Consider the following 11,906-nt stretch of genomic DNA (forward strand, 5'->3'; position numbering starts at 1 on the left):
ACAATGGCCGCCACTTTCAGCCCTACCCGAATCGACCACGCCCATGAACGCCCCACGTACACCGAAACCTGCGCGCAAGAAGCCTGACTCCGCTACCCCGGCCAAGCCCGTGGAACCGCGTAAAGAAGCCAGCCTGCACCCGCGCAATCGCCATCAGGGTCGTTACGACTTCCCGGCGCTGATCAAGACCACGCCGGAACTGGCGAAGTTCGTGATCACCAACCCGTACGGCAAGGAAAGCATCGACTTCGCCAGTCCCGATGCGGTGCGAGTGTTCAACCGGGCGCTGCTCAAGTCGTTCTACGGCATCCAGCATTGGGACATCCCGGCCGATTATCTGTGCCCACCGGTGCCGGGCCGTGCCGACTACATCCACTTCCTGGCTGACCTGCTGGCCAGCAACAACGACGGCGTGGTCCCGCGCGGCGCCATCGTCAATGTGCTGGATATCGGCATGGGCGCCAACTGCGTGTATCCGCTGATCGGTAACAGCGAATATCGCTGGCACTTCCTCGGCTCGGAGATCGATCCGACCGCCGTGGCCGCCGCCAAGGCTATCGTCCAGTCCAACGACCTGAACAAGGTCATCCAGCTGCGCCAGCAGGAGAACCGCAAGCACATCCTGATCGGCCTGCTGGAGCCAGGCGAGCGCTTTGACCTGACCATGTGCAACCCGCCGTTCCACGCCTCGATGGAAGAGGCCACCAAGGGCAGCGAGCGTAAATGGCGAGCCCTGGGCAAGGCCGACCCGAAACGCAAACTGCCGGTACTGAACTTTGGCGGGCAGTCGGCCGAACTGTGGTGTGAAGGCGGCGAAGCGCGTTTCGTGACGCAACTGATCGCCGAAAGCGCGAACTTTGCGCACAAGGTGTTGTGGTTCAGCACCCTGGTATCGAAAGCTTCGAACCTGCCTGCCATCGAAACCGCGCTGAAGAAGGCCGGTGCGCTGGAAAGCCAGGTGGTGGAAATGTCCCAAGGGCAGAAACAGAGTCGCTTCGTCGCCTGGACCTTCCAGACCAAGTCCGAACAGCAGATCTGGCGGCGCGAACGCTGGGTGCGCAAGAGCTGAATTCGTCCGCGCGATTCAGCAGTCACTGAATCGCAGACATAAAAAAACCGTGCCCGGATCACTCCGGCGCACGGTTTTTTTTATCGCTGCGTCTTACTTGTTCACAGCGTCGGTCAGGCCTTTGGCCACAACCAGCTTGATCACTTTCTTGGCAGGGATTTCGATGGCAGCGCCAGTCGACGGGTTACGGCCAGTGCGGGCAGGACGCTCGGTCACTTTCAGCTTGCCGATACCTGGCAAAGTGATTTCGGCACCGTTTTCCAGCTGATCGGCAACGATTTGGCCCAGTTGGTCCAGAGCGGCACGCGCGGTGGTTTTCGGCGCGTCGATAGCTTCAGCGATGTCGGCGATCAGTTGGTCTTTAGTAAGAGCCATGTAGTGTTCCTTCCCTATCAAATTCATATGGATTGCAGAGTGCAGTGTCAGCCATCGAGCCCGATCTTCTGGATCTGGCACCCTCGGCGATAACCACGACGAGTCGGGGTTATAGATGCCGAAATCAAGGTTTGGTTCGACCTGACAAAAGCTGAATGCATGCTTGTCGCGGTGACTTCGCACAAGACCGGGCAAAACTAGCACAGAGACAAGGAAATATCCGCCTCTAGCTAGCCAAATGGTCAGGTTTATTGCGCTAAATCGGTAAATAAATGCATAAGGGCCGCCGGGTGACCCGGATTTGCCCTTCACCCCGCGCCAAATCCAGTGGTTGCGGTACACTGGGCGCTTTTTCGGGGGAGCCCGCCCTCCTCCCTTCCACCAGCCGAGAAGCCTATGCCGATCCGTCATTGCATCGTCCATTTGATCGACAAAAAACCCGACGGCACACCCGCAGTCCTGCACGCCCGTGACTCCGAACTGGCTGAGTCCGCAGCCATCGAGAACATGCTCGCCGATCTCAACGAGAGCTATAACGCCAAACAGGGCAAAGCCTGGGGGCTGTTCCATCCGGAGTCCGGTGCATTCCCGTTCAGCGGCTGGCTGAAGGAATACATGGAAGGCGGCAAGGACTTCACCGCGTTCAGCAAGGTCGCGGTCGAGCACCTGCAAAAGCTGATGGAAGAATCGAACCTGTCGGTCGGCGGCCACGTGTTGTTCGCCCACTATCAGCAAGGCATGACCGATTACCTGGCCATCGCCCTGCTGCACCACAGCGAAGGCGTGGCGGTGACCGATGAACTGGATGTGACGCCTTCGCGCCACCTCGATCTCGGTCAACTGCACCTGGCGGCGCGGATCAACGTTTCCGAGTGGCAGAACAACAAGCAGTCCAAGCAATACATCTCGTTCATCAAGGGCAAGAACGGCAAGAAGGTCTCGGAGTACTTCCGCGACTTCATTGGCTGCCAGGAAGGGGTCGACGGCCCGGGCGAGACCCGCACCCTGCTCAAGGCCTTCAGCGACTTCGTCGAGAGCGAAGACCTGCCGGAAGACTCCGCCCGCGAGAAGACCAAGACCCTGGTCGACTACGCCAGCAGCCAGGCCAAGCTCGGCGAACCCATGGGGCTGGAAGAACTCTCGGAGCTGATCGACGAAGAACGCCCGAAGGCCTTCTACGATCACATCCGCAACAAGGACTACGGCCTGTCGCCGGAGATCCCGGCGGATAAGCGCACGCTCAATCAGTTCCGTCGCTTCACCGGTCGCGCCGAAGGCCTGTCGATCAGCTTTGAAGCGCACCTGCTGGGCTCGAAGATCGAATACGACGAAGAAGCCGGGACCCTGGTCATCAAAGGCCTGCCGACCTCGCTCACCGATCAGCTGAAGCGTCGCAACTGATGCTCGGCAATGTGCTGAAAAAGGTTGCGCTGGTTCTGCTGGTGGTTGTGGTCTATCAGAACTGGGGCAAGATCGAGCGGGTGTTCAACCCGTCGCAGATGGCGTCCGAGCAGGTCCGCGCCAACGCCAAGGTCGTGCTGTACGCCACAGACTGGTGCGGCTACTGCAAGCAGACCAAGCGCTTTCTCGATCAGAAAGGCATTGCGTTCAAGGAATTCGATATCGAGAAGGATACCGAGGCACGCAAGGCGTACGAAGCGCTGGGCGGACGCGGGATTCCGCTGATCGACGTCAACGGCACGTTGATTCGCGGGTTTGATCCCGACGAAATTCTCGCTGCACTGAAATGAACGAGGGAGCCAATCGGCTCCCTCGGTTGTTTCAGCGTTTCTCGATTCGGAAACCGAAACGCGGGAAGTGCACATGCACCACCCCGCCACGTTCGTCTTCACGGCGCAGGATCAGCTCCTCGCGACCGGCAAACACCAGCTCACCGGCCACCGGATCAACACCGTAGTCTGTCGCTGCGATCAGCACCTGTTGACCTGCCACGAACCCGTTCGGATCAGTGAACACCTCATCCGGCAACGCTACGGGCTTAGAGCTGCGCGCGATCTCCAGTGCTTCCTCCGAACTCATCTCGCTGGCCGCGCCATGGCCAAAACCGAGCACACGCCCCAGCCACGCCGACACCGCCGGATAAGCATCCACCAACGGCGCCGTCACGTGCGTGGCCTTGAGAAACCACAGCGGATGGGCCATGGCGAAGTCGGCAATCGACGGCTCACCGAACAGGAAGTCACCGTCTTCACGCTGCAACTGCTGCTCCAGACGCGCCATGAGGGGCGGCCAATTGTGCCTGGCCTGTTCGGCTGAAAGCTTGGTCGCGCTGCCGCCGCTGAACAGTCCGGCACGATCGGCGAGGAACGCCTTGATCGCTTCCGGCGGCAACTTGCCGAAACGCACTGCCACCGATTCCGGCTGGAACACCAGGCTCACCGCATGCTGGAACACCACCGAATCGGCCCAGGCGGCGAAACTGGCGGCGATCATCTCCTGGCCTTCCGGGAAGAACGAAGGCTGGGCCTTTTCCTGCTCGAGGCGGCGGGCGATCAGCGCGGTGTCGCAGTAGATATCGGCGCCGATCTGCAGCACCGGGGTCTTGCGGTAGCCACCGGTCAGGGCAGTCAGGTCCGGTTTCGGCATCACCGGCGAGATGTGCACCGAGCGCCAGGACAAGCCCTTGAAACCCAACAGCAGCCGGGCCTTTTCGGCGAATGGAGAGGTCGGGTAATGATGCAGAATCAACTCGGACATGCTCGGCTCCGCCGCACAGAAAATGAGCCCGCAGCTTAGCGTGCAATTCGTTCGCAGCCTACGGATCCGGCTGATGGGAACTGATCAGTCAGAGTGATAAGGCACTTGAGAGTCTTCGAAAAAAACCGCCTCAGCCGAAACCGAGACGGTTTTCCCACATCAAGGACCTTACGTCAGGTCATCGAAGTGATCTCGCAGGAACTCGTAAAAGCGAAACGCTTTGAACGACCTCCATACGAGGCTCAGAGTACGCAGCAAAAGCTTCATACATTTTGGCCTCCGGTTGGGGGCCAAACCTCCAGCGTGCTTACCGGACCACGTACGCCTTCGGAATACACGCCAATGTACCCAATGAGGCGGCCGGTTGTGATCCCCCTGAAAAATCATTCCGGCACGGGAGCAACCCCATGTCAGAGGGCATGAAACCGTTACGTCGATCAGCCAGACCTCAAAGCTGCATTGGCATGCGAGCGGACGAATAGTAATCGGATTGCTATACCGTCATTTAAACAAATGAGCTCAAAATCGCATTCTCTGGAATGGGTGTTTCAAGGCTTGCCTGGTGACGTAAAGACGAATACTCTTGGCCTGCGCCAGTGTATCCAGTGAGATGCGGTAAACCCCGGCCGCAAACCGAGGTTTACAGAAAAAACCGCCTACAAGGGCGGTTTTTTCTTGCCTGTTGTTTATGCAACGTGCCGAATCTACGGAAGGGATATCTACAAGGTTCGAGGGCGTATTCAGTCAGGCCGATAAGACGCCACCAGACATTCCTTCGCACTCTTCCTGAGCTTCTTGATCAACCGCTCCTGGCGCAACGCATCACTTTTGTCGCGACAACGCTCGGTGTAGACCAGCGCCATCGCCGGGCTTGAGAGAAAGAACCGCGCGCCCTTGCCGCTCTGGTGCTTGGCAAAACGGCGCACGGGATCATTGCTGATCCCGCAGTACAGCGAGCCGTTGGCGGCGCGTACGAGGTAGACGAACCAGGACTTGTTCACTGGAACGTTGGCATCGGGAGGATTTTCGCTGAGGCTGGTCACGGGGCAATTCAGGCGTAAGGAAAACAGGCCGCGATCTTATCAGCGACTCGCCTGAAATGCCTTCAGCCCTTTCAGCGCCTGGGCGCGGACGGCGTTGCGCACCAGTGGCGTCCAGCCCAGCAGCAGGCCCTTGAAGCCCAGCGCCTGACGCGACCAGCGCCACAGATCGAAGTGGTCGTGGTGTTCACAGATCTTGCCGTCACGGAAAACGAAGCGCGCCTGGATGTCGTTGATCACGACATTGCCGGTCTGGCTGAACAGGTAGGTCGCCACCCAGTGGGCGCCGCCGCTGCGCTCGTCGGCGCGGATGTTGTTGAAGGTCAGGGAGAAGTCCTTGGCGCGAGTGGTGAGCATGCGCCACATGTCGCCGGCATCACGACCGCGCAGCTCGCCAAAGGCCGGATCGCTGAACACCACGTCGTCGGTGTAGCAGGCGGCCATGGCCTCGGCGTCGAGGCGCTGGAAAGCCTGGTAGAAACGGGTGATCAGGGCGCTGTGGGCTTCTTCACTCATGGGCAATCTCCAGGAAAGGTACAGATTGCCAGCACGATAATCCGCAAACGCCTGAAACACTATCGGCATTCGCATTTCGAATACCGACAATGTGTGCGCGTCAGACCTTTTCGCTTGTCACCTGCACGTACAGCGCGCGACCGGCACCGAGGCCGGCGAGGATCGCCCCGGCACCGATGATACCGAAGATCCAGCCCACGGCGTTCCAGCCGCCGGTCCAGTCGTGCACCACGCCGACCGCGAATGGCCCCATCGACGCGAGGGTGTAGCCAAAGCCCTGGGACATGCTCGACAGGTTCGCCGCCACGTGGGAATCCCGCGAGCGCAGCACGATCAGGGTCAGCGCCAGGCTGAACGTACCGCCCTGCCCCAGGCCCAGGAGGATCGCCCAGCCCCAAAGGCCTTCGATCGGCGCGTAGAGGCAACCGAACAGGCCGCCAAGGGTCAGCGCCATTACCACCACGATCGCCAGCCGCTGATCCTTGCCGCGGGTGGCCAGCCACGGTGCCGCCAGGGAGCTGGCGAGCTGGATGATCACCGAACCGGACAGCACCAGACCGGCCTGGGTTGGCGTCAGCCCGCGACCGATGAGGATCGACGGCAACCAGCCGAACACGATGTAGGCCAACGACGATTGCAGACCCATGTACAAGGTCACCTGCCAGGCCAGCGGATCCCGCAGCAGACCGCGTACCCGGTAGGCAACGTTGTGCGCACCGTGCTTCTGGCCGATTTGCGGCAGCCAGAAAACTGCGGCAACCAGCGCCGGAATCACCCAGAAGCCCAGGCCCATGGCCCAGCTGTGGTCGAAGTGCTCACTCAGTGGCACGGTTGACCCCGCCGCCATCGCCGCGCCCAGGCACAGGGCCATGGTGTAGACACCGGTCATGGTGCCGGCATGTTTGGCGAAGTCGCGTTTGACGATACCCGGCAGCAACACGCCGATGATGCCGATGCTCGCGCCACCCAGCACGCTGCCGGCGAACAGACCGATCTCACCGAAATTGCTGCGCAGGATAATGCCGCCGGCCAGTGTCAGAAGAATCCCCAAGACCACCCGCTCGGCACCGAAACGCCGCGCGAGCACCGGGGCCAGCGGGGCGAAAAGACCGAGGCAGAGCACTGGCAACGTCGTCAGCAACCCCGCTTGAGCGGCGGACAAACCGAGGCTTCTCGACACCTCGCTGAGCAGCGGCGCCATGCTCGACAGCGCCGGTCGCAGGTTCAACGCCACCAGAATCAGCCCCAGCAGCAACAGCCACGGACGCCGCACCAGCGGATGGCTTTGCTGCACTTGTTCGTCATCGGCTTCGGCATCGATCAACAACTCTTCGAGCTCGGCCTTGCGAACGGGTGCTGGGGAGACTTCTGGGCGGGACATGGTTTTCTCGGTTTCAAGGTTCATTGATCAACTGCCTCGACAGGGCTTTGGCCCGCTCCGGATCGCGCTGCTCGACGGCCTCAAGCAAGGCGACGTGCAAATCGAAGACTTCCTGTCGACGGGGGACGATGTTCAGGGTCTGGCGTAATTGCGCGCCGACGATGCTGGAAAAATAGCGATACAGCTCGCTGAGGGTCGGGTTGTGCGCGGCGTCCACCAGACGGCGGTGGAACACCAGATCGCAGGCGATGTAGCTGTCGAGGTCGCCGTGGTAGTGACTGCCGGCGTGCCCCAGTGCCTCGCGCAGAGCCACAAGGTCGTCGTCGGTCCGACGCAAGGCGGCCAGGCCGATGGCCTCGACTTCAAGGATGTGCCGGGTTTCCCGGGCCTGATCCAGCGAGCATTTGGACAGTGCCTTGAGCGTGTCCATCGGATCGACCACCGCCCGCAGGTAACTGCCGTCACCCTGACGAATCTCGATCAACCCTGAGAACGCCAATACCCGCATCGCCTCGCGCACGGTGTTGCGGCTGATGCCGAGTTCTGCGCACAGCTCAGGCTCGGTCGGCAGACGCTGACCGACCTGCCAGCTGCCATCGGTGATGCGCTGGCGCAATTGGTCCAGGGCCTGATCGACCAGGGATCGCTTAATAAGTGGAGAAATGTCTGACATAGGATTTGCCCTTTCATCCAATCATAGGATGAATTTTCTGACATGTTAGTCAGCTCCGCGTAGGACGGCAACCACCTAGGGTCAGAGAGAGACAAGTGGAGCGGGATTTTCGATTAGTCAAAATTACCCTTTAAGGGTAATTTCAGGGACAGGGTTTTGGTTTCTTATGGAAAAGAACACACCCCATTACGACTTGGCAGTGATCAAGGCGGATGTCAGGCGACTCGGTTGGAAGGCATTCACGCACACGGCGAGAAAGACTGGGACTGCACTCGAACTGAGTCTCCCAGAAATGCAGGAAATCGTTCTCAGACTGCAGCGCGGCATGCTGTACAAATCGATGACGCCTTATGACGACCATCGTATCTGGCAAGACGTCTATCACATCCAATCACATGGTTTGGAGATTTACATCAAGGTGTCCTATCACTACGACAGGCGCCCACCCGTGATCTCCTTCAAGGAGAACAATTCATGAACACGCAGCTGTGTTTCAGTTGCGGCGCCCCGGAAGGCATGGTGCATTTCAAAGGTCGAGGCGAAACCTTGAGCGCCAGGGGAATGGAGCGTCGCATCGACGACTTGTCGGGCTGGGAGTGCAAGAAGTGCGGCGAGGTCGAATTGGATGACGAGTGCGGGCAGCGCTATTCGGATGCATGCGATGAACTCGTTCTCGCCTGTAGAAAAATGATAGGTAACGAAATGAAAAGGATCCGCCGCAAACTGCATCTGACGCAAAAGGAAACGGTGCAATTGCTTTCAGGAGGCGGGCACAACGCATTTTCACGATACGAACGCGGCGAGGTACTTCCGCCGAAAGCATTGATGCTACTCATGCGTCTGCTGGATCGCTATCCACACTTGCTTGCCGATGCGAGAAACCTGGCCGAAGGGGCTGACTTGAGAGGGGCTTTCAAGTTCACCGAGCACAAAAAACAAGAAGCCCTTACCGCCTCCTGACCCACAAAAAACAAACCCGGCACAAGGCCGGGTTTATTTTATTCATCAGATCTCAATGCAGGATCTGACTCAGGAACAGCTTCGTCCGATCATTCTGCGGATTGTCGAAGAAGTCGTTCGGTGCCGCCTGCTCGACGATTTCGCCCTTGTCCATGAAGATCACGCGGTTGGCCACGGTGCGGGCGAAGCCCATTTCGTGGGTTACGCAGAGCATGGTCATACCGTCTTCGGCGAGGCCGATCATGGTGTCGAGTACTTCTTTCACCATCTCCGGGTCGAGTGCCGAGGTCGGTTCGTCGAACAGCATGATTTTCGGTTTCATGCACAGTGCGCGGGCGATCGCCACACGCTGCTGCTGACCGCCGGACAGTTGCCCCGGGTACTTGTGCGCCTGCTCCGGAATGCGTACGCGTTCCAGGTAATGCATGGCGATTTCCTCGGCCTTGCGCTTGGGCATCTTGCGTACCCACATCGGCGCCAGGGTGCAGTTCTGCAAAATGGTCAGGTGCGGGAACAGGTTGAAGTGCTGGAACACCATGCCGACTTCGCGGCGGATCGCTTCGATCTGCTTGAGGTCGTTGGTCAGCTCCACGCCATCGACCACGATGCGGCCCTGCTGGTGCTCTTCCAGACGGTTGAGGCAGCGGATGGTGGTGGACTTGCCGGAGCCCGACGGACCGCACAGCACGATACGCTCGCCCTGACGCACATTGAGGTTGATGTCTTTCAGCACGTGGAACTGGCCGTACCACTTGTTCACGCCCTGCATCTGAATGATGCCTTCAGGGCCCACTGGCTTTTTGATTGCTTCGCTCATCGAAAAAACTCCTAACGCTTGTGGCCAGTGTCGAGCTTGCGTTCCAGATGCATGGAATAGCGCGACATACCAAAACAGAAAATCCAGAACACCAGGGCGGCGAACACGTAGCCTTCGGTGGCCATGCCCAGCCATTTCGGATCGGCAGCGGCTTGCTTGACGCTGTTGAGCAGGTCAAAAAGGCCGATGATGATCACCAGGCTGGTGTCCTTGAACAGCGCGATGAAGGTGTTGACGATGCCGGGAATCACCAGCTTCAGGGCTTGCGGCAGAATCACCAGGCCCATGGCGCGCCAGTAACCGAGGCCCATCGCGGCCGCGGCTTCGTACTGGCCCTTGGGGATCGCTTGCAGACCGCCACGCACCACTTCGGCGACGTACGCCGACTGGAACAGGATCACGCCGATCAGCGCCCGCAGCAGCTTGTCGAAGTTCATGCCTTCAGGCAGGAACAGCGGCAGCATCACCGAGGACATGAACAGCACCGTGATCAACGGCACACCGCGCCAGAACTCGATGAAGGTCACGCAGACCACACGGATCGCCGGCATGTTCGAACGCCGGCCCAGCGCCAGGACAATCCCCAGCGGCAACGCACCGGCGATGCCGACAGTGGCGATCACCAGGGTCAGCATCAGACCGCCCCACTGGCTGGTCGCCACGGTGTCGAGGCCGAAGACGCCGCCATGCAGCAGGCACCAGGCAACGATCGGGTAGACCACCAGGAAGCTCAGGCCGTACACCGCCTTGTGCGCCACGCGCTTGATGAACAGTGGCGCCACGCCGATGACCGCCAGCCACACGGTCAGGTCCACGCGCCAGCGCAGTTCCGGCGGGTAGTAGCCGTACATGAACTGACCGAAACGCTGCTGGATGAAGACCCAGCAGGCGCCGTCCTTGGTGCAGTCGGCACGGGTGGTGCCGACCCAGTTGGCATCGATGATCGCCCAGCTGAGGATCGGCGGAATCACCAGATAGATCAGGTAGAACGCGAACAGGGTCAGCAGGGTGTTGAGCCAGCTGGAGAACATGTTCGCGCGGATCCACGCCATCGGGCCGAAGACCTTGGCCGGCGGTGGCATGTCGGGTTTGAAAGTATGAGTACTCATGCGCTATTCCTTACCGCTCGATCAGCGCGATGCGCTTGTTGTACCAGTTCATCAGCAGGGAAATGCTGATACTGATCGCCAGGTACACGCTCATGGTGATGGCAATGACTTCGATCGCCTGACCGGTCTGGTTCAGCACGGTGCCGGCGAACAGCGAAACCATTTCCGGATAACCGATACCGGCCGCCAGCGAGGAGTTCTTCGCCAGGTTCAGGTATTGGCTGGTCAGCGGCGGGATGATGACCCGCAGCGCTTGCGGAATGATCACCTTGCGCAGGGTCGGGCCGTTGCGCAGGCCGAGCGAATGCGCCGCCTCGGTCTGGCCATGGCTGACCGACTTGATGCCCGAACGCACGATCTCGGCGATGAACGCGGCGGTGTACACCGTCAGCGCCAGGGTCAAGGCCAGCAGTTCCGGAATCAGCACCCAGCCACCGACGAAGTTGAAGCCCTGCAGCTTCGGCATTTCCCAGTGCACGGGTGCACCGAAGATCAGCGCGCACAGCGCCGGGATCACCAGGAACAGCGCCAGGCCGGCCCAGAACTTGTGGAACGGCTCGCCGGTGGCTTCAAAGCGCTTGTTGGCCCAGCGGCTCATCAGCACGATGGCGACGATGGCCACCACGATGCTGATCACGAACGCCCAGAAACCGTCGGCCATTTGCGCGGCCGGCATGTTCAGGCCACGGCTGCTGACGAAGAAGGTATCGCCGAAGTTGTGGCTGTTGCGCGGCCCCGGCATGGTCAGGAACACCGCGAAGTACCAGAACAGGATCTGCAGCAGTGGCGGGATGTTACGGAACACCTCCACGTACACCGTTGCCAGTTTGGCGATGATCCAGTTCTTCGACAGGCGCGCGACGCCGACGATGAAGCCGAGGATCGTGGCCAGGATCACGCCGATGAAGGTCACCAGCAGCGTGTTGAGCAGGCCGATGACAAACACCCGGGCATAACTGTCCGCTTCGGTGTAGGAGATCAGGTGTTGAGCGATGCCGAACCCGGCACTGCGCTCCAGAAAGTCGAACCCCGAAGTGATACCCCGGTGTTGCAGGTTGGTCTGGGTGTTATCGAACAGATACCAGCCCAGGGAGACCACCGCCACGATGGTGATGATCTGAAATACCCACGCACGCACTCGTGGATCGCTGAGGCTGAGCCTCTGCTTTGGTGCGCCGATTGAATTTTGCATGAAGTGCCCCGGAAATAATGGAACAGAACGTCACCCGGCAGTTGGCCTGCCGGGTG

Annotated in this window: 14 protein-coding genes; 5 read left to right on the top strand and 9 right to left on the bottom strand. The window is 59.9% G+C overall.

Annotated elements, in window-relative coordinates:
• Positions 1 to 43 precede the first annotated feature (43 nt).
• A complete protein-coding gene (gene rlmF, locus ACTJK9_RS25980; protein ID WP_064593569.1) occupies positions 44 to 1,069 on the top strand; it encodes a 23S rRNA (adenine(1618)-N(6))-methyltransferase RlmF in 1,026 nt (341 codons plus the stop codon).
• A gap of 93 nt (positions 1,070 to 1,162) precedes the next feature.
• Here the strand turns inward: rlmF and ACTJK9_RS25985 are convergent, their stop codons facing one another.
• The gene (locus ACTJK9_RS25985) at positions 1,163 to 1,444 is read right to left on the bottom strand and encodes an HU family DNA-binding protein (RefSeq protein ID WP_007957357.1); all 282 of its coding nucleotides are present in this window, start codon (positions 1,442 to 1,444) and stop codon (positions 1,163 to 1,165) included.
• Between the two features lie 396 nt (positions 1,445 to 1,840).
• On the opposite strand from ACTJK9_RS25985, the gene yejK reads away from it, so the two are divergent.
• Positions 1,841 to 2,845, top strand: a complete 1,005-nt coding sequence (yejK, locus tag ACTJK9_RS25990; RefSeq protein ID WP_039769496.1) for a nucleoid-associated protein YejK — start codon at positions 1,841 to 1,843, stop codon at positions 2,843 to 2,845.
• The gene (locus tag ACTJK9_RS25995; protein WP_085611419.1) at positions 2,845 to 3,195 is read left to right on the top strand and encodes a glutaredoxin family protein; all 351 of its coding nucleotides are present in this window, start codon (positions 2,845 to 2,847) and stop codon (positions 3,193 to 3,195) included. The genes yejK and ACTJK9_RS25995 overlap by 1 nt, the downstream gene beginning before the upstream one ends.
• Positions 3,196 to 3,226: 31 nt before the next feature.
• Here the strand turns inward: ACTJK9_RS25995 and ACTJK9_RS26000 are convergent, their stop codons facing one another.
• From ACTJK9_RS26000 to ACTJK9_RS26020, 5 genes are all read right to left on the bottom strand, one after another.
• Positions 3,227 to 4,162 carry a glutathione S-transferase family protein gene (locus ACTJK9_RS26000; RefSeq protein WP_085611418.1) on the bottom strand — a complete coding sequence of 312 codons (936 nt, stop codon included), beginning with the start codon at positions 4,160 to 4,162 and terminating at the stop codon, positions 3,227 to 3,229.
• A 740-nt stretch (positions 4,163 to 4,902) separates the two neighbouring features.
• A complete protein-coding gene (locus ACTJK9_RS26005; RefSeq protein WP_440817175.1) occupies positions 4,903 to 5,205 on the bottom strand; it encodes a GIY-YIG nuclease family protein in 303 nt (100 codons plus the stop codon).
• A gap of 39 nt (positions 5,206 to 5,244) precedes the next feature.
• On the bottom strand, positions 5,245 to 5,718 hold the full coding sequence (locus ACTJK9_RS26010; RefSeq protein WP_085647748.1) for a nuclear transport factor 2 family protein: 474 nt from the start codon (positions 5,716 to 5,718) through the stop codon (positions 5,245 to 5,247).
• A 100-nt stretch (positions 5,719 to 5,818) separates the two neighbouring features.
• Positions 5,819 to 7,123, bottom strand: coding sequence for a CynX/NimT family MFS transporter (locus tag ACTJK9_RS26015; RefSeq protein WP_085611416.1), 1,305 nt, complete (start codon positions 7,121 to 7,123; stop codon positions 5,819 to 5,821).
• The gene (locus tag ACTJK9_RS26020; protein WP_085611415.1) at positions 7,113 to 7,772 is read right to left on the bottom strand and encodes a FadR/GntR family transcriptional regulator; all 660 of its coding nucleotides are present in this window, start codon (positions 7,770 to 7,772) and stop codon (positions 7,113 to 7,115) included. The genes ACTJK9_RS26015 and ACTJK9_RS26020 overlap by 11 nt, the downstream gene beginning before the upstream one ends.
• A 166-nt stretch (positions 7,773 to 7,938) precedes the next feature.
• On the opposite strand from ACTJK9_RS26020, the gene ACTJK9_RS26025 reads away from it, so the two are divergent.
• Both ACTJK9_RS26025 and ACTJK9_RS26030 read left to right on the top strand, forming a co-directional pair.
• Positions 7,939 to 8,250 carry a type II toxin-antitoxin system MqsR family toxin gene (locus ACTJK9_RS26025; RefSeq protein ID WP_440817179.1) on the top strand — a complete coding sequence of 104 codons (312 nt, stop codon included), beginning with the start codon at positions 7,939 to 7,941 and terminating at the stop codon, positions 8,248 to 8,250.
• Positions 8,247 to 8,732, top strand: coding sequence for a type II TA system antitoxin MqsA family protein (locus ACTJK9_RS26030; RefSeq protein ID WP_440817181.1), 486 nt, complete (start codon positions 8,247 to 8,249; stop codon positions 8,730 to 8,732). The genes ACTJK9_RS26025 and ACTJK9_RS26030 overlap by 4 nt, the downstream gene beginning before the upstream one ends.
• A gap of 52 nt (positions 8,733 to 8,784) precedes the next feature.
• Here the strand turns inward: ACTJK9_RS26030 and ACTJK9_RS26035 are convergent, their stop codons facing one another.
• Genes ACTJK9_RS26035 through ACTJK9_RS26045 form a run of 3 tightly spaced genes read right to left on the bottom strand, consistent with a single transcriptional unit; the run spans position 8,785 to position 11,850 of the window.
• Positions 8,785 to 9,549 (bottom strand): amino acid ABC transporter ATP-binding protein, encoded by a 765-nt coding sequence (locus ACTJK9_RS26035; RefSeq protein ID WP_007957337.1) that lies wholly within the window; start codon positions 9,547 to 9,549, stop codon positions 8,785 to 8,787.
• An 11-nt stretch (positions 9,550 to 9,560) separates the two neighbouring features.
• Positions 9,561 to 10,658, bottom strand: coding sequence for an amino acid ABC transporter permease (locus ACTJK9_RS26040; protein WP_007957335.1), 1,098 nt, complete (start codon positions 10,656 to 10,658; stop codon positions 9,561 to 9,563).
• 10 nt (positions 10,659 to 10,668) lie between these two features.
• Positions 10,669 to 11,850, bottom strand: coding sequence for an amino acid ABC transporter permease (locus ACTJK9_RS26045; protein WP_039769483.1), 1,182 nt, complete (start codon positions 11,848 to 11,850; stop codon positions 10,669 to 10,671).
• Positions 11,851 to 11,906 lie beyond the last annotated feature (56 nt).

Source organism: Pseudomonas sp. 22082 (assembly GCF_052046055.1).
GTDB classification, from domain to species: domain Bacteria; phylum Pseudomonadota; class Gammaproteobacteria; order Pseudomonadales; family Pseudomonadaceae; genus Aquipseudomonas; species Aquipseudomonas pharyngis.

Coding starts and splice junctions, on each gene's coding strand:
- rlmF (WP_064593569.1), top strand. CDS start 44: ATGAACGCCCCACGTACACCGAAACCTGCGCGCAAGAAGCCTGACTCC.
- ACTJK9_RS25985 (WP_007957357.1), bottom strand. CDS start 1,444: ATGGCTCTTACTAAAGACCAACTGATCGCCGACATCGCTGAAGCTATC.
- yejK (WP_039769496.1), top strand. CDS start 1,841: ATGCCGATCCGTCATTGCATCGTCCATTTGATCGACAAAAAACCCGAC.
- ACTJK9_RS25995 (WP_085611419.1), top strand. CDS start 2,845: ATGCTCGGCAATGTGCTGAAAAAGGTTGCGCTGGTTCTGCTGGTGGTT.
- ACTJK9_RS26000 (WP_085611418.1), bottom strand. CDS start 4,162: ATGTCCGAGTTGATTCTGCATCATTACCCGACCTCTCCATTCGCCGAA.
- ACTJK9_RS26010 (WP_085647748.1), bottom strand. CDS start 5,718: ATGAGTGAAGAAGCCCACAGCGCCCTGATCACCCGTTTCTACCAGGCT.
- ACTJK9_RS26015 (WP_085611416.1), bottom strand. CDS start 7,123: ATGAACCTTGAAACCGAGAAAACCATGTCCCGCCCAGAAGTCTCCCCA.
- ACTJK9_RS26020 (WP_085611415.1), bottom strand. CDS start 7,772: ATGTCAGACATTTCTCCACTTATTAAGCGATCCCTGGTCGATCAGGCC.
- ACTJK9_RS26025 (WP_440817179.1), top strand. CDS start 7,939: ATGGAAAAGAACACACCCCATTACGACTTGGCAGTGATCAAGGCGGAT.
- ACTJK9_RS26030 (WP_440817181.1), top strand. CDS start 8,247: ATGAACACGCAGCTGTGTTTCAGTTGCGGCGCCCCGGAAGGCATGGTG.
- ACTJK9_RS26035 (WP_007957337.1), bottom strand. CDS start 9,549: ATGAGCGAAGCAATCAAAAAGCCAGTGGGCCCTGAAGGCATCATTCAG.
- ACTJK9_RS26040 (WP_007957335.1), bottom strand. CDS start 10,658: ATGAGTACTCATACTTTCAAACCCGACATGCCACCGCCGGCCAAGGTC.
- ACTJK9_RS26045 (WP_039769483.1), bottom strand. CDS start 11,850: ATGCAAAATTCAATCGGCGCACCAAAGCAGAGGCTCAGCCTCAGCGAT.